Here is a 19,132-nt window from a genome sequence, read left to right as displayed (position 1 = left end):
TGCAGTACGTCGGCACCACGCATCGAAGGTCTCGGGGCAAGCAGAACGGTAATGGGACAAGTCTATGCGGGTGGGAGGTATTTCAGCAGCCTGCTAAGGACGGCGCACATGGGTGAAGACGCGTGCTTGCGAGCCACTGGCTCGCGCGCGTCTGAACGCCCACGCGTCTAGCGTGGGCCGGTCTTTGGCTGCGTAAACAGCCAAAGTGCGCCGTCCCGCAAAAGGGGACTTCCTTCGGTCGCTTTCCGACCGAGCCATGGATGGCGAGTCGGAAAATCCCCGTAGCAGTGAAACCTTAGGCTTGCCTTGTCGAGGACGGCCGTTTCTTTTGGTTACTTTCGACCGAAGGGAGTCCTCTTCGGATCTTTGGGCCAGCAAACAAAAAGTGACCCTACCGCGACAGCGGACGGAAGCATTGGTGGTTGCTCCAATAGCCGCAGAGCCCCGGGTGCTGCGCTTACTCGGGCTACGGGCTTTTGCTTGCTCCCGAACAGCAGCAACCGCAACGTCCCTGGATCCCCGCCTGCGCGGGGATGACGATCAAAGGCAACCGCAACGTCCCTGGATCTTCGACACGACCAAGCAATCACCCGCCGCGCAAACACCGCTCCCACGGCGGATCGGCAAACCGTTCGGCGAGAAAGTCGCTGAAGGCTCGCACCCGCGGCGGCACCAGCCGGCGCTGCGGCATCACCGCGTAGATGCCGCTGTCGGCGATCGGATAGTCCGTCAGCACCTGCTGCAGGCGCCCCTCGCGCAGGTCGTCGCAGACATGCCAGGTCGAATGCATGGCGATGCCGAGCCCGCCGACGGCACTGTCGCGCACCAGCTCGCCGTAGTTGGTTTCCACGCGCCCACGCACGCGCACCGCGATCTCGCCACCATGGCCGTCGCCGAAACGCCACACGTCCTGCCGCCCCTGGCTGCCGACCAGCAGCACGCATTCGTGATCGGCCAGCTCCTGCGGCGTGCGCGGCATGCCGTGGCGACGCAGGTAGTCGGGCGAGGCGCACAGCACGCGGCGATTGGTGGTCAGCTTGCGCGCGACCAGCGACGAGTCGTCGAGCGCGCCGATGCGGATCGCCAGGTCGAAGCCGGAGCTGACCAGGTCCAGCATCTGGTCAGTCAGGTTGATGCTGAGCTTGATGCGCGGATGCAGGGCGAGGAACTCCGGCAGCAGCGGCGACAGGTATTGCCGGCCGAACGAGGCCGAGGCGGTCACCCGCAGCGTGCCGGCGGGGTCGGCGCCGGCCTGGCGCAGGCCGCCGGTCAGCGCCTCCAGGTCCTCGATCAGCACGCGCCCCTGCTCGGCCAGCGCGGCGCCCTCCGGCGTGGCGTGCAGGCGGCGCGTGGTCCGGTGCAACAAACGCACGCCGAGGTCGCGCTCCAACCGCTTCAGGCGCTGGCTGGCGACGGCGACGGACAGGTCGAGGCTGCGCGCGGCGGCGCTGATCGAGCCCAGGTCGAGCACGCGCAGGAACAGGGTGAGGTCACCGATGTGGTCCACGATTATCAACACATCATTGAAACTTATTAGTCATCCTGCCGGTTTTTGAAGAATATGCAACGACCTAGGCTGCGCCCTTCCCCTCACGGAAGCGTTCATGGCCGCCCCCACCCTTTCCGTAACGCCCTCCCGGATGCCCGTCGCGCTGTACGCGCTGACGGCCGGCTCCTTCGGCATCGGCTGCGCCGAGTTCGTGATCATGGGCCTGCTGCTGCAGGTCGCCGCCGACCTGCAGGTGTCGATCGCCGCCGCCGGCATGCTGGTCTCCGGCTACGCGCTGGGGGTGTTCGCCGGCGCACCGGTGCTGACCCTGCTCACCCGGCACATGCCGCGCAAGGCCGTGCTGCTGGCGCTGATGGCGATCTACACCGTCGGCAACGCCGCCTGTGCGCTGGCGCCGGACTACACGACGCTGATGATCGCGCGCGTACTGACCTCGCTGACCCACGGCACGTTCTTCGGCGTCGGCGCCGTGGTCGCCACCGGCCTGGTGGCGGAAGACCGCAAGGCCTCGGCGATCTCGATCATGTTCGCCGGCCTGACCCTGGCGACGCTGCTGGGCATGCCGGCCGGCGCCTGGCTCGGCCTGCACCTGGGCTGGCGTTCGACCTTCTGGGCGATGAGCGTGGTCGGCGTGGTGGCATTGGCGATCATCGCCGCGCTGGTGCCGAGCAGCCGCGACGACAGCGCGCCGGTGCCGCTGCGCGCCGAACTGGCGACCATCGCGCGCCCGCAGGTGCTGCTGGGGCTTCTGATGACGATGCTCGGCTTCGCTGGCGTGTTCGTCGTCATCACCTTCATCCAGCCGCTGCTGACCCAGGTCGCCGGCTTCGCCGACAGCGCGGTCTCACCGATCCTGCTGGTGTTCGGCGGCGGCATGGTGGTCGGCAACCTGCTCGGCGGGCGTCTCGCCGATTCGCGCGCGACACCGGCCCTGCTCGCCACGCTCGCCGCACTGGCGTTGGTGCTCGGCGTGATGACCTTCGTGCTGCGCCACCCGGTCGCCATCGTCGCCTTCCTCGGCGTGCTCGGCGTCGCCGCCTTCGCCACCGTCTCGCCGCTGCAACTGCGTGTGCTGCGCTTCGCGCAAGGGCCGGGCGAGAACCTTGCGTCGAGCTTCAACATCGCCGCCTTCAACCTCGGCAATGCGATCGGTGCCTGGCTGGGCGGCGTCGTGATCGACCGTGGTCCGGGCCTGCCGGCGCTGACCTGGGTGGCGGCGCTGGTGACGGTGTCCGGCCTCGCCGTCGCGCTGTGGAGCGTGCGGCTGGAGAGCGGCGCCAAGCGCAACGCGGCGCTGCCTGCCCACTGCGTACCGGACCAAGCCTGACCCCACCCGACAACACCATGTCATCCCCGCGCGCGGGGGTGACGTTCCAACCCACTGGAGATACACGTGAACGTGACCAATCGGGCATTCGCCCTGCTCGCCTTGCTGGTGATCCTCGCCGGCGCTGCCGCACCCTCCCACGCCGCCACACCCGAACGCCGCACCTGGATCACCACCTGGACCGCCGCCCCGCAACCGTTGTGGAACGGCGACTTCGCCCTGCCGACCAACGTGCCCTACCACCTGTGGAACCAGACCGTGCGCCAGACCGCGCGGGTCAGCCTCGGCGGCGCGCGTGTGCGGGTGCGGTTGTCCAACGAATACGGCGACACGCCGCTGACGATCGGCGCCGCGCACGTCGCGCTGGCCGGCAAGGGCGCGGGCATCGTCACCGCGTCGGATCGCACGCTCACTTTCGGCGGCCAACCGTCGGTGACGATCCCGCCGGGTGCGCCGGTGCTCAGCGATCCGGTGGAACTCGCCGTGGCCGCACTCGGCGAGGTTTCGGTGAGCCTGTATCTGCCATCGCCGACACCGCCGGCGACATTCCACTGGGATGCACGCCAGACCGCCTACATCGGCGCCGGCAACCAGACTGGCGCGGCGACACTGAAGGCCGATGCCACGCTGACCACGCGCGTGTTCCTCAGCGCGATCGAAGTCGAGGCTGCACCTGCCACACGCACCGTCGTCGCGATCGGCGATTCGATCACCGACGGCAACATGGCGACGATGGACGCGAACACCCGCTGGCCGGACGTCCTGAACCAACGCCTGGTCGGCCGCGACATCGCCGTGCTCAACGCCGGCATTTCCGGTGCACGCGTGTTGAGCGACAAGATGGGCGTCAACGCGCTGGCGCGCTTCGACCGCGACGTGCTGGCGCAGCCCGGCATCACCGCCGTGATCGTGCTGATGGGCATCAACGACATCAGCTGGCACGGCACGCCGCTCGCACCCGATGGCGACGCCACGCAGGCTGAAGACCTCATCGTCGGTTACCGGCAGCTGATCGCCCGCGCGCATACACGCAGCGTGCGCATCGTCGGTGCGACGCTGACGCCTTTCGAGGGTGCACTGCAGGACACGCCGATGCGCGGTTACTTCACGGCCGACAAGGAACGCGTGCGCCAGGCGGTCAATGCATGGATCCGAAACAGCGGCGAATTTGACGCGGTGATCGACTTCGACGCGGCCACCCGCGACCCTTCACGGTTGACGCGTTTGCTGCCGGCCTACGACTCCGGCGACCACCTGCATCCGGGCGACGCCGGTTATCGCGCGATGGCCGAGTCGATCGATCTGCGCGCACTGCTGGGCACGCCTTGAGCAACACGCTTCCACCTTCCTTCCCCACACCAGGAATCGCATCAATGGACTACCGCTTTCTCGGCCATTCCGGCTTGCGCGTACCGGCCTTGAGCTTCGGCACCGGCACCTTCGGCGGCAAGGGTGAGCTGTTCGGCGCCTGGGGCAGTACCGATGTCGATGAGGCGCGACGCCTGATCGACATCTGCCTCGACGCCGGACTCAACCTGTTCGACAGCGCCGATGTCTACTCCGGCGGCATGGCCGAAAGCATTCTCGGTGCCGCGATCAAGGGCCGCCGCGACCGGGTGCTGATCTCGACCAAGGCCACCTTCCGCTTCGACGACGGCCCCAACCACGTCGGCTCCTCGCGCTTCCACCTGCTGCGCACCGTCGACGCGCAACTCAAGCGCCTGGGCACCGACTACATCGACCTGTTCCAATTGCATGGCTTCGACGCGAAGACACCGGTCGAGGAAACGCTGTCGACGCTCGACGACCTCGTCCGCGCCGGCAAGATCCGCTACCTCGGCGTGTCCAACTTCTCCGGCTGGCACCTGATGAAGTCGCTGGCGGTGGCCCACCGCTACGGCTGGTCACGCTACGTCGCCCACCAGGCCTATTACTCGCTGATCGGCCGCGACTACGAATGGGAGCTGATGCCGCTCGGCCTCGACCAGGGCGTCGGCGCGGTTGTGTGGAGCCCGCTCGGCTGGGGCCGATTGACCGGCAAGATCCGTCGCGGCCAACCGCGACCGGAGCTGAGCCGTCTGCACAGCGCCACCACGACGCAGAGCGGCCCACCAGTCGACGACGAGTACCTGTACCGCGTCGTCGATGCGCTCGACCGGATTGCCGAGGAAACCGGCAAGACCGTGCCGCAGGTGGCGTTGAACTGGCTGCTGCAACGGCCGACCGTATCGACGGTGGTGATCGGCGCGCGCAACGAGGAGCAGCTGAGGCAGAACCTCGGCGCGGTCGGCTGGAACCTGACGCCGGCGCAGGTTGCGGTGCTCGACGAGGCCAGCGCGGTGACGCCGGTGTATCCGTACTGGCACCAGCGCGGGTTCACGGAGCGTAATCCGGCGCCGGTGTGATGCCGTTGCAAGCCTCTCTCCCGCTTGCGGGAGAGAGGTTGGGTTGAGGGCTCGTCGAGCGGCGCTCGTTCAAACGTTACCGCTTCGCCGAACCCTCATCCGCCCTTCGGGCCCCTTCTCCCGGAGGGAGAAGGAAAAAAGGGTCCATTCACCTTTGGAGTTCACATGAAAGCCGTCGCCCTCACCCGCTACCTCCCCATCGACGACCCGCAATCGCTGGTCGATGTAGAACTGCCCGACCCCGCCACGCCGCAAGGCCACGACCTGCTCGTGCGCGTGGAGGCCGTGTCGGTCAATCCGGTCGACACCAAGGTGCGCTCGCCCAAGCCGCAGGTCGAAGCGCAGCCGAAGGTGCTCGGCTTCGATGCCTCCGGTGTCGTCGAGGCCATTGGCGATGCAGTCACGCGTTTCAAACCCGGCGACCGCGTCTACTACGCCGGCGACATCACCCGCCCCGGCAGCAACGCGCAACTGCAACTGGTCGACGGGCGTGTCGTCGGCCATGCGCCGAAGTCGCTTGATGCGACGCAGGCCGCGGCGTTGCCACTGACGGCGCTGACCGCGTGGGAGCTGCTGTTCCAGCGCATGCCCTGCGACAGCGAATACGGCGGCGCCGGAAAATCATTGCTGGTCATTGCCGGTGCCGGTGGCGTCGGATCGATCGCGATCCAGCTCGCACGGCGCGCCGGCTTCACCGTCATCGCCACGGCTTCGCGCGACGAGAGCGTCCAGTGGTGCAAGGCGATGGGCGCACACCATGTCATCGATCACCGCCAGGCCTTGAAGCCGCAGCTGGCGCAGCTCGGGTTTGAAAGCATCGATGCCGCACTCAACCTGTTCGACACCGACCGTTACTGGGACGCGCTGGGCGAGCTGATCGCACCGCAAGGCCACGTCGGCCTGATCGTCGAACCGGCCGGCGCGCTGAAGATCGGCGACCCATACAAGGCCAAGTGCATCGGCATCCACTGGGAAATGATGTTCGCCCGCGCGCGTTTCAAAACCGACGACATGGGCGAACAGGGCCGCATTCTCGACCGCATCGCGCAATTGATCGATGCCGGCGAACTGCGCGGCACGCAGCACGACACATTGAGTCCGATCAACGCCGCCAACCTGCGCGAGGCGCATCGTCGTCTTGAATCGGGCACGACGATCGGCAAGCTGGTGGTCAGTGGCTGGGAGTGACGACGTGCCCCCCCGCAAGGGAGAGGGGGCGCACGCATTTCCCAGCGACGCTAACTACGCTGCCTGCACGTCCACGCTGCGATCGCGCTTGAGCACCGCCACCGGCTCCGCCCAGGTGTTGTCGGCGCGGCGCTTGCTGGTCGCCAGCACCAGGTCGGACGGCTCGAACACGTTGAGGTTGTGGGTGATCGGCGTGGTCAGGATGTACTGCGCGTCGGTCGAGCGCAGGAAGCGGCCGACCTTCTCGATGTTGAACACGTCCAGGTGCGCAAAAGGCTCGTCGATGAAGACGAAGCCGCCCGGCTGGTCCTCGTCGCGCAGCAGCGCGACCAACAACAGCAGCGACTTCATCACCTGCTGGCCGCCGGAAGCCTCGCCGTCGTCGAGGCCGATCCAGCCCTTGCGGTCGAAGTCGAATCGCACGGTCAGCCCGGCCTGCGCCAACGCGATATCGTCGTTGGCCAGTTCCGGCATCTCGGCGTCCACGCCTATGCCGGCCAGCTCGCCGAGCGCGACCAGGTTTTTCCTGTAGCGACGCACCGTCGCGCGCAACACGTTGATGTAGGCGCCGCGCGCTTCCTCGGTGATGCGCCTGGCGCGTTCGAGATGGGCCTGGCGCTTGCCGATGGTGGACTCCAGTTCGCCGTGGTCGGCAGCGATCTTGTCGCGCAGCGGCACGCAGGCCTCGTTCTCGACGAAACCGCCGCGGGCAACACGCTCGTCGATGCCCTGCAGCTCGTGACGGACGACGACGACGCTGGGGTAATCGCGGCGCGCCGCCTGCAGCACGTCGCTGCTGCGCCAGGCCGGCGGCATCAGCGCGCGCTTCTTTCGGTAGTCGAGCACGCGCTGCGCCAGCGCGGCACGTTCGCCATTGATCTGCTGGCCGTGCTCGCGCAGTTCGCGCGCCAGCGCCTCGATCTGGCCCTGCCGGCGCGCCGCCTCGATGCCTTCGAGCTTGTCGCGCTCGCCGATCTGCTCGACCTCGTCGCGTGCCTGCGTCAGTGCCGCGGCGGCTTGTGCGGCGGATTCGGCCAGTTCCGGCAGGCGCGTGCGCGCGTCGGCGAATTCGCCCGCGCGCGTGACCAGTTCCTGCGCAGCGTCCAGGCCGAGCAGGCGCGACTGGTCGGCATCGACGCGCTGACGCAGCTGCTGCAGTTCGGCCTCGCGGGCGCGGCTGCGTTCGCTGATCGTCGCCTGTTCGACGCGCAGGTCGGTCAGGCGTGACTGACGCGCACCGGTGCCGAAGTGCTGCTGCGCGCCGCCGATGTGGCGGCCGCCGCGATGTTCGCGCAGATAACCTTTCGCCGTGATCCAGTCCTGACCCTTGGGCAGAAGGCTGCCGGCGTCGATATCGGCGACGCGCGCGATGCGGTCGAGCTGGCGCGGCAGCCACGCCGGCGGATCGGCCGAGAACCGCACCACTTCCAGCAGCGAACCCTTGCTCGCTTTTTCCACCGGCGCGCGATCGGCGACGACGAAGTGGCGGTAGCGCATCGATTCGCCCAGCTGCCACGCGGTGCGCGCGTGCTTCGGATGTTCCAGCACGATCAGGTGGCGGTACGGCGCCAGCACCGCTTCGACCGCGACCGCCCACTGCGGGTCGGCGATCTCGACCAGTTCGGTCAGCACGCGGTGTTCGATGCCGTCGCGTTCGAGTGCGGCACGGAAGTCGCGCTCGAACGGCTCGACGATGCGGCCGCCGCTGCTCAGCGCAGCCAGTTGCGTGGCGATCTCATCGCTGCGGCGGCGGTCGTGTTCGGCCTCCAGTTTCAGTTCGGCCTGGCGACGACGCCCGTCCTCGACCGCGCGGCTCAATGCCTCGACGTCGACCGCGCCGGACTGTGCGTGCAGTTCCAGCAACTTGTCGTGGCGCTTGACCAGTTGCTCGGCATCACGGGCCACGTCACGCGCCTGGGTGAAGCCGTCCTCGCATTCGCGGCCACGCACGCGGACGGCGGCAAGTTCGTGTTGCAGCGCCTCGCGCAGCGTCACCGCCTCGGCATCGCGCAGTTGCAACCCCGCCTGCGTGCGCGTGCGTTCGCGCTGGGCGCGGCGCAGGCCGGTCAGGCGCGGACGCGCGCCGTCGATCGCAGCGCGCTGTTCGGCCAGTTCGACCTTGGGCATCACCTCGGCCTGCAGGCGCTGGCGCTGGTTGCGCAGCGTCATGCCTTCCTCGAACGAGCGCACGTCGGCCCTGGCCGATTCCAGCCGCAGGTGCAGGCCGGCCAAATCCTGGCCGAGCTGCTGGATCTCCTTGTCGACGTCGAACTGTTCGGCGCGCGCGCGCTGGTAATCGTCCAGCACCGCTTTATCTTCGAACACGTCGAACACCAGCTGCAGCAGCTCGCGCGGCGACAGCTGGCACAGCTTGTCGGTGGCGCCCTGCTCCAGCGTCAGCACGCGGCAGATGGCGCGCGTGAGGCCGGCACCGGCCAGGCGCACGCGGTAGTCGCGCACGCCCAGCCATTCACCGCCTTGTTCCAGCACTTCCACCGGCACATCGCCGGCGACGATCTGGTAGTCGCGCGACCAGTCGCCGCCGCGCTTGCGGATGCGGCAGGCCAGCGTGACGGCCTCGTCCTTGATCGGGAAGAACGGCCGGCCGCCGCGACGGTCGGGGCGGTTGCTGACGATCGCACGCAGCCAGGCGTAACCCTTGCCGTTATGGCGCAGGTAGGTCTTGTAGTCGCGCGCGGTGTCGTGCTCGTCGATCGCCAGCAGCGTGCGCAGCGCGTCGAGTAGCGTGGTCTTGCCGGAACCGTTGGGGCCGACCACGGTGATGACGGACGCGTCCAGCGGCAACTGGTAACGCTGCCAGTAATCCCAGTGCACGACTTCGAGGCTGCGGAACTCAAACATCGGCTTGCGCCTCCTCGCTGATTTCATTGTCGATACCTTCGTTGCCGACGGTATCGTCGTCGAGGGCGATGCCCTCGCCATCGTCCTCGTTCGCCTCCTTCGCCGCGCGCGCCTGCGCGACGACGAACGACAGCGCGCCGTCCATCACCCGGCTGGCGATGCGCTCGTAATCGAAGGCGAGGTCGAGCAACGGCCCCTCGTGGACACGCTCCTTGCGGCGGACGATGAAGCCGTGCCGCTGCAGCGCACCGAGGCTGAGATTGATGCGGAACTTGCCGCCGAGCTTGTCGCCGTAGTCGGCCAACAGCGTGCGTTCGTTGACCGGCTCGACCATCTCGCTGCCGACCGGAACCGGCTTGAGCTCGGCGAACATCTGCTCCTGGTCCTGCTGGCGCTCGCTCTCCTGGCGGGCGATCTGGCGCTGGCGCTTGGGCAGCACCAGCAGCGCCCACAGCACCACCAGCAACGCCAGCGTGTCGCGGTCGAGCTGCAGGTTGCTCGCCGCCCAGGCGCGGGCACTGCCGAACACGTCGTTCTCCTGCGACTTGGCGATACCGACGGCGACGTGCGCGGCGTAAGGATGTTCGAGCAGGCGCAGGCCGGCGGCGGCGAGGCGGCGGTCGAGATCGTCGCGCAGTTCGGCGTCGACCAGCACCTGGCGCATCGCGATGTCGTCGCGCGGCAGCCAGCGCTCGGCAAGCAGGCGGGCGATCAGGGTGGCGATGGGGTCGGTCATGGGGTTTCCACTGATTCGTCGGACTGCTCGGCGCGCGTGTTCGCCTTGCGCCGTTGCTTCTGTTTCGGCTGTTGTTGTTCGTCATCCCCGCGAAGACGGGGGAATGACGGCGTTGGGGGCTCGACAGCAGCCGCGATGTCGGCATCGACAATCGCATCTTCCTCGCCGTCGCCCACGCCGCCCTTCGGCTCCAACCGCCCGCGACTCATGTACGCCACGCCGCAGCGCTCGACCGGCTCGAATTGCGGCGTCACCCGCCATTGCAGCGGCAGCTGCGCGATCGAGGCGCTGACACCGCTGCGGTTCTCCGCGCCGGGGTCACCGATCAGGCCCAGCAGCGACAGCCGGTACGCACTGACCGCGAAACCGTCCTGCGGCACCCAGTCGGCCAGCGGCGCGGCGGCGTCCAGCGCGGCCAATTGCGCCAGCCATTGCTCGGCGTGGCGATAGTCGTTCTCGGCGACCGGCGCCTGCGTGTCCTGCGGTGCGTCCTGCAGCGGCGGCAGCGACTGGTCCTGCTGCGCCTCGCGTTCGCGCTCGACTAGTTCGTACTCGGCGATGTCCAGCGCGATCGGCGCCAGCGCGAACGCCGGTGCGATGCAGCGCGCCAACACATCGTCGGCCAGCACCGTCAACGCTTCGGCGTCGCAGTCGCGCAGGTAGCGGTTGACGTCGGACGACGACAAACCGCTCGCGCCCAGGTGCACGCGGTGGCGGTCGAGCTGGTTCAGCGCGCGCTGGAACACCGATGCCTGGCGCAGCAGAGCGCTCTGCGCGCGGCCGATCTGCTGGGCGACACGGTGCGTGGCGGCGTCGAGGTCGGCGTCACCGGCAATGGCCTGCACGATGGCCGTGCCCTTCTCGACCCAGCGCCAGACCGACTGCAGCGTCGACGCCGCGCGCTGGATGCGGTGCTCGGAGCCGCTCAGCACGGCCTGGTCGAAGTCCTCGCGCAGCTCGTTCAGGCGCGACAGCAGGTGTTGCAGATCGGCCGAACCGACCCGGCCGGCAGCCTGCCCGGCCGCGAGCTGGGCGGTGACGTAGGCCAGCTCGTCGCCCTCGTGGTTGAACCGCAGCAACAGGCCGATCGCCGACAGCGCCTGGCGCCCTGCCGGGCTGATCCGGTAGCGCTGGCTGGCGCCGTCCCACAGCAGCAGGTCGTTGTCACGCAGGCGGCCGAGCACCGTGTCGAACTTGACCGCGTCGAGGTAGGCGAAGTGCTCGCGCAGCTCCTGCGGGCTCCAGTCCGGCGCCGCGCCGCGCTCACCGATCGCGCGCAGCACCAGCAGCCGCACCATCACGCTCTCCTCGCCGCCGTGGAACAGCGTCGAGAACGCGCGCAGCAGTTCGCGTGCGCTCAGCAGTGGGTGCAGGTCGGGCAGGTCGGCGGCGACGATGCCGTCGCGCAGGTAGTCCTGCAGGGAAAGGGAGGCGTCGTCCATGGCGGACCGGGAACCAGTGGCCGGACATGTTCGGGCAGGCGGTGGCGGGTGACAACTCTTGATCCCGACGCCGACTTGCCCCTTGCCGGTGCCGGCCCGTGTCGACCGATGTCGATTTGGGCCCGACCGGTTCGTCGCTTCCACATGACGCCCAGCCCGGGCGTCACTTTCCGGAGGCACGACATGAAACAGTTCCTGGCGGTCTACATCGGCAGCGAAGAAGCGATGGCGAAGTCGGACTGGGCCAAGCTCGACGAAGCCCAGCAGCGCGAACGCGAGCGCGCCGGCATCGACGCCTGGTGGCAGTGGGTCGACGACCACAAGGCGGTGATCGTCGACGCCGGCAGCCCGGTCGGGCGCACCAAGCGCGCGTCGGCGGCTGGCATCGACGACACCCGCAACGCGCTGTGCGGTTACACGCTGGTGCGGGCGCAGTCGCACGAGGACGCGGCGCGGCTGTTCGCCGACCACCCGCATTTCACCCTCTTCCCCGGCGATTCCATCGAGATCATGGAATGCCTGCCGCTGCCGGAACGGTCGCCGGTGACGACCTGAGGCCGGGCGAACGCAGGCATCACGGCAGGCGCGGGACCGTCGCCCGGTGCTGCCGTGGTGGGCTGCGCCGCAGGCCGGCGCAAAAAAGTGCCTGGCTTGCGGCCGTGCCGCGCGGCTTCAAGGCAACACCGTCAAAGGCCATGCTGATCGAGTCGCTTCTGCTCGACTGGATCGCCCCCCTTCGCGGAGATGACGGGCAAGAGCCGCTTGATGACGGCCGCTTGATGCCAGCCGCGTTTCCCGGCATCGTGCCGCTTCCGTACGCCAGCGTACCTATCCGGACGACAGCACCCGATGACGGCCGCCAGCCCCCTGAGCTTCGATCCCGCCGCCGCTTCGACCCCGCTCACGCCGGCCTCGTCGCCCCCCACCCCGCACCCGCTCTACCCGCACCTGTTCACGCCGCTCGATCTGGGCTTCGTGACCCTGCGCAACCGCGTGCTGATGGGCTCGATGCACACCGGGCTGGAGGACAGGGCCGCCGACTTCCCGAAGCTGGCGGCGTATTTCGCCGAGCGCGCGGCCGGCGGCGTCGGCCTGATCGTCACCGGCGGCTTCTCGCCCAACCTGGCCGGCTGGCTCAAGCCGTTCGGCGGCACGCTGCGCTGGCCATGGGAGGTGCGCCGCCACCGCCAGGTCACGGGTGCGGTGCACGCCCACGACGGCCGCATCTGCCTGCAGATCCTGCACGCCGGCCGCTACGGTTACAGCCCGCTGCAGGTCGCGCCAAGCCGGTTGAAGGCGCCGATCAACCCGTTCACCCCACGTGCGCTGTCGGCCGCCGGCGTCGAGCGGCAGATCCGCGCGTTCGTCCGCACCGCGCAACTGGCTCGCGAGGCCGGCTACGACGGCGTCGAGGTGATGGGCTCGGAGGGCTACCTGCTCAACCAGTTCACCGCGCCGCGTACCAATAAAAGAAGCGATGCCTGGGGCGGTGACGCCGGCAAGCGCATGCGTTTCGCCGTGGAGATCGTGCGCCGCATCCGCGAGGCCTGCGGGCCGGACTTCATCCTCATCTACCGCTTGTCGATGCTCGACCTGGTCGACGACGGCCTGGCCTGGGACGAGGTGGTGCAGCAGGCCCGCGCGGTCGAGGCCGCCGGCGCCACGATCATCAACACCGGCATCGGCTGGCACGAGGCGCGCATCCCGACCGTCGCCACGTCGGTGCCGCGCGCCGCCTTCACCGGCATCACCGCACGCCTGAAGCCATACGTTTCGCTGCCGCTGGTGACCACCAACCGCATCAACATGCCCGACGTCGCCGAGCGCATCCTCGCGAACGGCGAGGCCGACATGGTGTCGATGGCGCGGCCACTGCTGGCCGACCCGCAGTGGGTGAACAAGGCGCGGTCGCAACGCGCGGCCGACATCAACACCTGCATCGCCTGCAACCAGGCCTGCCTGGACCACATTTTCGCGAACAAGACCGCCAGCTGCCTGGTCAACCCGCGCGCCTGCGCCGAGACCGAGCTGAACTACACGCCGACCGCAAGCCCGAAGCGCATCGCCGTGGTCGGCGCCGGCCCGGCCGGCCTGGCCTGCGCCACGGTCGCCGCCGAGCGCGGCCATCGGGTCACCCTGTTCGAGGCCAGTGGCGAGATCGGCGGCCAGTTCAACCTGGCCAAGCGCATCCCCGGCAAGGAGGAGTTCCACGAGACGTTGCGCTACTTCGGCCGGCGGCTGCAGCAGACCGGCGTCGAGCTGCGCCTGGGCACGCTGGCGCAGGCCGACACACTGGCCGGCTTCGACGCGGTCGTGCTGGCCACCGGCATCCGCCCGCGCGAGGTCGACATCCCCGGCATCGATCATCCCAAGGTGGTCAGCTACCTCGACGTGCTGTCCGGTCGCATCCAACCCGGCCGCAAGGTCGCGATCATCGGCGCCGGCGGGATTGGTTTCGATGTTGCGGCGTATTTAGTCGAGCGTGGCCTGGTCGAAGGCGACCACAGCCCCAGCCTCGACGCCGCCCGCTGGCGCGCGCAGTGGGGCGTCGACCTGGCCTACAACGGCAACCGCGGCGGCCTGGCACCGGCCCAGCCGGAACCGCCGCAGCGCAAGGTCTGGCTGCTGCAGCGCAGCCCCGGCAAGCCCGGTGCGCGGCTGGGCAAGACCACCGGCTGGATCCATCGCGCCACGTTGAAAGCCAAGGGCGTGCGGATGCTCGGCGGCGTCGAATATCTGGGTGTCGACGACGCGGGCCTGCACATCCGCGTCGACGGCAGCGCGCAGACCCTGCCGGTCGACCAGGTGGTGATCTGCGCCGGCCAGGAGCCGTTCAAGCCGCTGGCCGCCGAACTGGGGACCGCCGCCACCCCGGTTCACGTCATCGGCGGCGCCGATGTCGCTGCCGAACTGGACGCCAAGCGCGCCATCGCCCAAGGCAGCCGTCTGGCGGCGAGCCTGTGAACCGCGACTGCGGGCCCGTCGCCCCCCTTCCGGGAGGCAGCGAAGGTGTCGACGTACAGCTGACAGCAGGTCGGGCCCAGCACGCGACCTTACAAAAAAATCATTTATATTTAATAACTTAGAGTAAACAAACCAGAAATCCAGCCCGATCCAGACGGCGGCGTCAAGCCCCGGATATTCACGCGGCGTTTATCTTGACGCCGGTACCGTGCGCCAACTTCCAGCCACCCCCTTGGTGGCGACCCACACCGGCCGCGCGGTCTGCGCGATTTCGGTGACGGGGCAAAAGCGCGCCGCAGAGCCGCTGCCCTCCCCAGTACGCCATGCCGGTTCGTCCCGCGGTTGCCGTCTCCTGATGAGACGGACGCTGCAGTGCGGCCCGGCGCAACGGAGCAAGGAGTCCGACAATATGAAACTGGCTTGGATCCTGTGGTTAGCCTCCGTGCTGCCGCCACAAACCGCCGATTCGCTGTGCCTGAGTACCACCGTCTACCTCGAAGCCCGCGACCAGTCCGTGCGCGGCCAGAAGGCGGTGGCGGAGGTCGCCCTGCGCCGCCGCGACAGCGGCCTGTGGGGCAATACGGTCTGTGACGTGGTCACCGCCCGCAAACAGTTCGCGCCGACCCTGGTGTCGCCGGCGACCCGTCTGGGCAATACCGAGGCCTGGGCCGAGGCCGTGACCATCGCGCTCGAGGCCGAGCGCAACTGGGCCCTGCCCGCGGGGCAGCGCAAGGAGATCGTGCCCGGCGCCAGCCATTTCGCCGCGCACGCGATCGCCAGCCCGTCGTGGCGCACCGCCTACCAGGTGGCCACCATCGGCGACCACACCTTTTATAAGGTGCAGTCGCTGAAACCGCGCAAGTCGTAACGCCGGCCCGTCGTAAAGCCCTGGCACGCAACGCTGCATTGCGGCACTGCCGTTGAGGATGACCGGCGGGTCGGCGATAGTCGTCGGCTCGCCATGACCATCCGCCTCCGGAGACCTGCATGAAGCTCTACACCAAGCCCGGTGCGTGCTCGACCGCCGACCACATCGCGTTGCAGTGGACCGGCCAGCCGTTCGAGTTCGAAGTGCTGGACAAGGACACGATGAAGGCGCCGGCGTACCTGGCGATCAACCCGACCGGCGCCGTGCCGGCGATCGTCGATGGCGACTTCGTGCTGACCCAGAACGCGGCGATCATGGGCTACATCGCCGACACCTACCCCGAGGCCGGCCTGACCGGTGACGGCAGCGTGCGCCAGCGCGCCGAGGCGATGCGCTGGCTGGCCTTCGTCAACTCGGACCTGCACCCGGCGTTCAAGCCGGTGTTCGGACCGGCGGCCTATATCCCCGACCCGGACCAGCACACGGCACTGAAGGCCACCGCGCTCAAGCGCCTGCGCAGCCTGTTCGAGATCGCCGACCGGCAACTGGCCGACAAGCAGTGGCTGGCCGGCTTCCGCAGCGTCGCCGACCCCTACCTCTACCTCACCCTGCGCTGGGCGCAGGCGCTCAAGGTCGACCTCGGCGGGCTCGACCACCTCGCCGCATTCAAGCAGCGCATGGAAGCCGATGCCGGCGTGCAGGCTGCGCTGAAGGCCGAAGGCCTGTCCTGAGAGCTTGTCGTAGGGCCGCCTGATCGACCGACGGCCGCGACTTCCGCGGCCGCCCTGCAGCACCGGCCTACCCCTGCGTCGCGGTCTGCAGGCGCCGTTCGAACTCGCGGGCGAAGGCGTCGTCGTGCGCCTTGGTCAGCGCCGCCTTGAGCTCCGGCAACACCCCCTGCAAGCCAGCCACGTCGCTGCAGCGCTCGATCTTGAGCTGCAGGAAATAGCCACGCAGGCCCAGGTGCTCGCGCACCGCCTCGGTCATCATCGTGTACAGCGCGCCATACGCTCCGCCACTCGCAGCATGGTCCGTCTGAGCCGCTTGCGCCGCGGGCGCGGCCGTCGGAATCGTGGCCGCCGCCGCGGCGGCCAACCCGCCCGGCACCGCGACCAGATCCATCGTCCGCAACTGCTCCAGAGCGTCGGCCGGGCCGTGCAGGCCGGCGATCACCTCGCGCAGCTGCGCCACGTTGCGCTGGCCATCGACCAGCAACAGGATCGAGCGCAGCACGGTCGGCAGTTTGCGGGCGCGACTGAGGATCTCGTCGCGTCCCGCCTCGGTCTTGCTTGGCACTTCGTCATCGCGCATGGCTTCCCCCGAACCACCGGCCACGAAAGGCCCGCCGACTATGCCACGGTCGCGGCCTGCGTGCGCAAGCCGGCGATCAAGAGGACCCCAGCCCCATTCGGGGGTATCCGCTCGCTGGATGAAAAAAGGCCGCGCAGAGCGCGGCCTTTCCCATTACGACAACCGGCGCGATCAACGCTTGTCGATCGCCACGTACTCGCGGTCTTCCGGACCGACGTAGTTCGCGCTCGGGCGGATGATCTTGCCGTCCTCGCGCTGTTCGATCACGTGCGCGCTCCAGCCGCTGGTGCGGGCGATGACGAACAGCGGGGTGAACATCGGCGTCGGGATGCCCATCATGTGATAGGCCGACGCCGAGTACCAATCGAGGTTCGGGAACATCTTCTTGCTGTCCATCATCAGGTTCTCGATGCGCTCGGACACATCGAACAGCGTCTGGTTGCCGCCGTCCTTGCACAGCTTGCGCGAGAGCTCCTTGATGATCGGGTTGCGCGGATCGCCGATGGTGTACACCGGGTGGCCGAAGCCGATGATGATCTCCTTGCGCTCCATGCGCGCGCGGATGTCGGCCTCGGCTTCATCGGCCGTGTTGTAACGGCTGATGATGTCCATCGCCACTTCGTTGGCGCCGCCGTGCTTGGGGCCACGCAGCGCGCCGATCGCGCCGGTGATGCACGAATGCAGGTCCGAGCCGGTGCCGGCGATCACGCGCGCGGTAAAAGTCGAGGCGTTGAACTCGTGCTCGGCGTAGAGGATCAGCGACTTGTCGAGCGAATCGGCATGCAACGCGCTCGGCGGTTCGCCGTGCAGCAGGTGCAGGAAGTGCGCGGCAACGGAATCGTCGTCGGTCTCGACGTCGATGCGGCGGCCGTTGCGGGTGAAGTGCCACCAGTACAGCAGCATCGAGCCGAAGCTGGCGATCAGCTTGTCGGCGATGTCGCGCGCTTCCGACGCCGGATGACCTTCGCGTTCGGGCAGCACCGTGCCCAGTACCGAGCAACCGGTGCGCAACACATCCATCGGATGCGCGTTGGCCGGCACCAGTTCCAGCGCTTCGGCGACGATCGCCGGCAGGCCGCGCAGGCGCTTGAGCTTGGCCTTGTAGGCCGTCAGCTGCGAAGTGGCCGGCAGCACGCCGTGCACCAGCAGGTGCGCGACTTCCTCGAACGTCGACCGGGTGGCGAGGTCGTGGATGTCGTAGCCGCGGTAATGCAGGTCATTGCCGCTGCGACCGACGGTGCACAGCGCGGTGTTGCCGGCGGCGGTGCCGCTCAGTGCGACGGATTTCTTCGCCTTGGGCAGGGCGGGTGCGGCATCAGTCATCGGAACTCTCCTGGAATGTGGACCTGGGCGGGAACCTGTCGTGTCCGGTCCCGCCAGGGGCCGTCGTTTTCAGTAGTAACAGTGAAAAACCGGGGGATTAGCCTAGCTGCGACTGGCATGTCGCAGACGACCGTGGCGGGCCAGTATCGCGCTCGCCGCGGTCGCAGGGCGGACGGACGCGCCGGCGGAGGTTGGGACAGGGGGACTCCAGCATCGTGAGGACCTGTACGCTCCGTCGGCCGACTTTTTCAACGCGCCATCATTTCTCGCTGCGGGCAAACAGCGCATCAAGCTTGTCTTCATAGGCGTGATAGCCGAGGAAGTCGTACAGCTGCGCGCGCGTCTGCAGCGTGTCGATGGTGTTTTTCTGCGTGCCTTCGCGGCGCACCGTCTCGTAGAAGCCCAGCGCGGCCTTGTTCATCGCGCGGTAGGCACCGCAGCAGTACAGCGCGATGTCGACGTTGCCGCTGCGCAGCTCGTCGGTGGTGAAGAACGGCGTGGAGCCGAACTCGGTGAGGTTGGCCAGGATCGGCACCTTCACCGCCGCCTTGAAACGCCGATAATCCTCCAGCGTGTTCATCGCCTCGGGGAAGATCATGTCGGCGCCGGCTTCAACGTATCTGCACGCGCGCTCGATCGCCGCGTCGACGCCTTCCGTGGCCGCTGCATCGGTGCGCGCCATGATCACGAAGCCGCTGTCGGTGCGGGCATCGACAGCAGCCTTGACGCGATCGACCATCTCGCCGGTGGGCACCACTTCCTTGCCCGGGCGGTGGCCGCAGCGCTTCTGCCCGACCTGGTCTTCCATGTGCACGGCAGCGACGCCGACGTTGATGAAAGAACGCACGGTGCGGGCAATGTTGAACGCCCCGCCCCAGCCGGTATCGATGTCGACCAGCAGCGGCATCTGGGTGGCGTCGACTATCCGGCGGGCGTCGGTGAGGACGTCCTCCATCGTGCTGATGCCCAGGTCCGGGATGCCCAGCGAGTTGGCGGCCACGCCACCGCCGGAGAGGTAAAGGGCCTTGTAGCCCACACGCTTGGCCATCAGGCCGGCGTAAGCGGTGATGGCACCCATCACCTGCAGCGGGGATTCTTCGGCGACAGCGGCGCGGAAGCGTGCGCCGGCGGAGGGTTGCGAGGTCATGGCATCTCCTGGTTGAAACGCTATTTTAGCGCAGCGGCTCTCCCTCGCT

At 68.3% G+C, this 19,132-nt stretch carries 15 protein-coding genes; 8 read left to right on the top strand and 7 right to left on the bottom strand.

Annotated elements, in window-relative coordinates; translation table 11 throughout:
- Nucleotides 1-586: 586 nt before the first annotated feature.
- Nucleotides 587-1,507, bottom strand: a complete 921-nt coding sequence (locus tag ACFOLC_RS14150) for a LysR family transcriptional regulator (RefSeq protein ID WP_386759901.1) — start codon at nucleotides 1,505-1,507, stop codon at nucleotides 587-589.
- Between the two features lie 97 nt (nucleotides 1,508-1,604).
- On the opposite strand from ACFOLC_RS14150, the gene ACFOLC_RS14145 reads away from it, so the two are divergent.
- From ACFOLC_RS14145 to ACFOLC_RS14130, 4 genes are all read left to right on the top strand, one after another.
- Nucleotides 1,605-2,837 carry an MFS transporter gene (locus ACFOLC_RS14145; RefSeq protein WP_386759900.1) on the top strand — a complete coding sequence of 411 codons (1,233 nt, stop codon included), beginning with the start codon at nucleotides 1,605-1,607 and terminating at the stop codon, nucleotides 2,835-2,837.
- Nucleotides 2,838-2,903: 66 nt separating this feature from the next.
- Nucleotides 2,904-4,166: an SGNH/GDSL hydrolase family protein gene (locus ACFOLC_RS14140; RefSeq protein ID WP_386759899.1), complete on the top strand. Its 1,263-nt coding sequence runs from the start codon at nucleotides 2,904-2,906 to the stop codon at nucleotides 4,164-4,166.
- Between the two features lie 44 nt (nucleotides 4,167-4,210).
- The gene (locus tag ACFOLC_RS14135) at nucleotides 4,211-5,242 is read left to right on the top strand and encodes an aldo/keto reductase (RefSeq protein WP_386759898.1); all 1,032 of its coding nucleotides are present in this window, start codon (nucleotides 4,211-4,213) and stop codon (nucleotides 5,240-5,242) included.
- Between the two features lie 165 nt (nucleotides 5,243-5,407).
- Complete coding sequence (locus tag ACFOLC_RS14130) at nucleotides 5,408-6,430, top strand: zinc-binding alcohol dehydrogenase family protein (RefSeq protein ID WP_386759897.1); 1,023 nt, start codon at nucleotides 5,408-5,410, stop codon at nucleotides 6,428-6,430.
- Nucleotides 6,431-6,484: 54 nt separating this feature from the next.
- On the opposite strand, the gene ACFOLC_RS14125 is transcribed toward ACFOLC_RS14130, so the two are convergent.
- The 3 genes from ACFOLC_RS14125 to ACFOLC_RS14115 are packed head-to-tail and all read right to left on the bottom strand — an operon-like array spanning nucleotide 6,485 to nucleotide 11,470.
- Entirely contained in the window at nucleotides 6,485-9,292 is a 2,808-nt protein-coding gene (locus tag ACFOLC_RS14125) for an AAA family ATPase (RefSeq protein WP_386759896.1), read from the bottom strand.
- Entirely contained in the window at nucleotides 9,285-10,028 is a 744-nt protein-coding gene (locus tag ACFOLC_RS14120; protein WP_386759895.1) for a hypothetical protein, read from the bottom strand. The genes ACFOLC_RS14125 and ACFOLC_RS14120 overlap by 8 nt, the downstream gene beginning before the upstream one ends.
- On the bottom strand, nucleotides 10,025-11,470 hold the full coding sequence (locus tag ACFOLC_RS14115) for a hypothetical protein (protein WP_386759894.1): 1,446 nt from the start codon (nucleotides 11,468-11,470) through the stop codon (nucleotides 10,025-10,027). The genes ACFOLC_RS14120 and ACFOLC_RS14115 overlap by 4 nt, the downstream gene beginning before the upstream one ends.
- Nucleotides 11,471-11,653: 183 nt before the next feature.
- On the opposite strand from ACFOLC_RS14115, the gene ACFOLC_RS14110 reads away from it, so the two are divergent.
- The 4 genes from ACFOLC_RS14110 (at nucleotide 11,654) to ACFOLC_RS14095 (ending at nucleotide 16,033) form a co-directional block, all read left to right on the top strand.
- Nucleotides 11,654-12,025, top strand: coding sequence for a hypothetical protein (locus ACFOLC_RS14110; protein ID WP_386759893.1), 372 nt, complete (start codon nucleotides 11,654-11,656; stop codon nucleotides 12,023-12,025).
- A 294-nt stretch (nucleotides 12,026-12,319) separates the two neighbouring features.
- Entirely contained in the window at nucleotides 12,320-14,434 is a 2,115-nt protein-coding gene (locus ACFOLC_RS14105; RefSeq protein ID WP_386759892.1) for an oxidoreductase, read from the top strand.
- A gap of 409 nt (nucleotides 14,435-14,843) precedes the next feature.
- Nucleotides 14,844-15,302, top strand: a complete 459-nt coding sequence (locus ACFOLC_RS14100) for a cell wall hydrolase (protein WP_386759891.1) — start codon at nucleotides 14,844-14,846, stop codon at nucleotides 15,300-15,302.
- Between the two features lie 119 nt (nucleotides 15,303-15,421).
- Nucleotides 15,422-16,033: a glutathione S-transferase N-terminal domain-containing protein gene (locus ACFOLC_RS14095; protein WP_386759890.1), complete on the top strand. Its 612-nt coding sequence runs from the start codon at nucleotides 15,422-15,424 to the stop codon at nucleotides 16,031-16,033.
- Nucleotides 16,034-16,100: 67 nt separating this feature from the next.
- On the opposite strand, the gene ACFOLC_RS14090 is transcribed toward ACFOLC_RS14095, so the two are convergent.
- The 3 genes from ACFOLC_RS14090 to prpB form a co-directional block, all read right to left on the bottom strand.
- Nucleotides 16,101-16,613, bottom strand: a complete 513-nt coding sequence (locus tag ACFOLC_RS14090) for a hypothetical protein (RefSeq protein WP_386759889.1) — start codon at nucleotides 16,611-16,613, stop codon at nucleotides 16,101-16,103.
- 171 nt (nucleotides 16,614-16,784) lie between these two features.
- A complete protein-coding gene (gene prpC, locus ACFOLC_RS14085; RefSeq protein ID WP_386759888.1) occupies nucleotides 16,785-17,936 on the bottom strand; it encodes a bifunctional 2-methylcitrate synthase/citrate synthase in 1,152 nt (383 codons plus the stop codon).
- Between the two features lie 259 nt (nucleotides 17,937-18,195).
- Nucleotides 18,196-19,083: a methylisocitrate lyase gene (prpB, locus tag ACFOLC_RS14080; protein ID WP_386759887.1), complete on the bottom strand. Its 888-nt coding sequence runs from the start codon at nucleotides 19,081-19,083 to the stop codon at nucleotides 18,196-18,198.
- Nucleotides 19,084-19,132 lie beyond the last annotated feature (49 nt).

This window comes from Lysobacter cavernae, from assembly GCF_042648505.1.
Lineage (GTDB): Bacteria > Pseudomonadota > Gammaproteobacteria > Xanthomonadales > Xanthomonadaceae > Lysobacter_L > Lysobacter_L cavernae.
Note: the sequence above shows the minus strand (reverse complement) of the source record. Positions and strands in the feature narration are given on the sequence as shown.

Excerpts from the sequence above, each read along its gene's own strand:
- ACFOLC_RS14145 (WP_386759900.1), top strand. The coding sequence starts at position 1,605 with ATGGCCGCCCCCACCCTTTCCGTAACGCCCTCCCGGATGCCCGTCGCG.
- ACFOLC_RS14135 (WP_386759898.1), top strand. The coding sequence starts at position 4,211 with ATGGACTACCGCTTTCTCGGCCATTCCGGCTTGCGCGTACCGGCCTTG.
- ACFOLC_RS14130 (WP_386759897.1), top strand. The coding sequence starts at position 5,408 with ATGAAAGCCGTCGCCCTCACCCGCTACCTCCCCATCGACGACCCGCAA.
- ACFOLC_RS14125 (WP_386759896.1), bottom strand. The coding sequence starts at position 9,292 with ATGTTTGAGTTCCGCAGCCTCGAAGTCGTGCACTGGGATTACTGGCAG.
- ACFOLC_RS14120 (WP_386759895.1), bottom strand. The coding sequence starts at position 10,028 with ATGACCGACCCCATCGCCACCCTGATCGCCCGCCTGCTTGCCGAGCGC.
- ACFOLC_RS14115 (WP_386759894.1), bottom strand. The coding sequence starts at position 11,470 with ATGGACGACGCCTCCCTTTCCCTGCAGGACTACCTGCGCGACGGCATC.
- ACFOLC_RS14110 (WP_386759893.1), top strand. The coding sequence starts at position 11,654 with ATGAAACAGTTCCTGGCGGTCTACATCGGCAGCGAAGAAGCGATGGCG.
- ACFOLC_RS14105 (WP_386759892.1), top strand. The coding sequence starts at position 12,320 with ATGACGGCCGCCAGCCCCCTGAGCTTCGATCCCGCCGCCGCTTCGACC.
- ACFOLC_RS14100 (WP_386759891.1), top strand. The coding sequence starts at position 14,844 with ATGAAACTGGCTTGGATCCTGTGGTTAGCCTCCGTGCTGCCGCCACAA.
- ACFOLC_RS14095 (WP_386759890.1), top strand. The coding sequence starts at position 15,422 with ATGAAGCTCTACACCAAGCCCGGTGCGTGCTCGACCGCCGACCACATC.
- ACFOLC_RS14090 (WP_386759889.1), bottom strand. The coding sequence starts at position 16,613 with ATGCGCGATGACGAAGTGCCAAGCAAGACCGAGGCGGGACGCGACGAG.
- prpC (WP_386759888.1), bottom strand. The coding sequence starts at position 17,936 with ATGACTGATGCCGCACCCGCCCTGCCCAAGGCGAAGAAATCCGTCGCA.
- prpB (WP_386759887.1), bottom strand. The coding sequence starts at position 19,083 with ATGACCTCGCAACCCTCCGCCGGCGCACGCTTCCGCGCCGCTGTCGCC.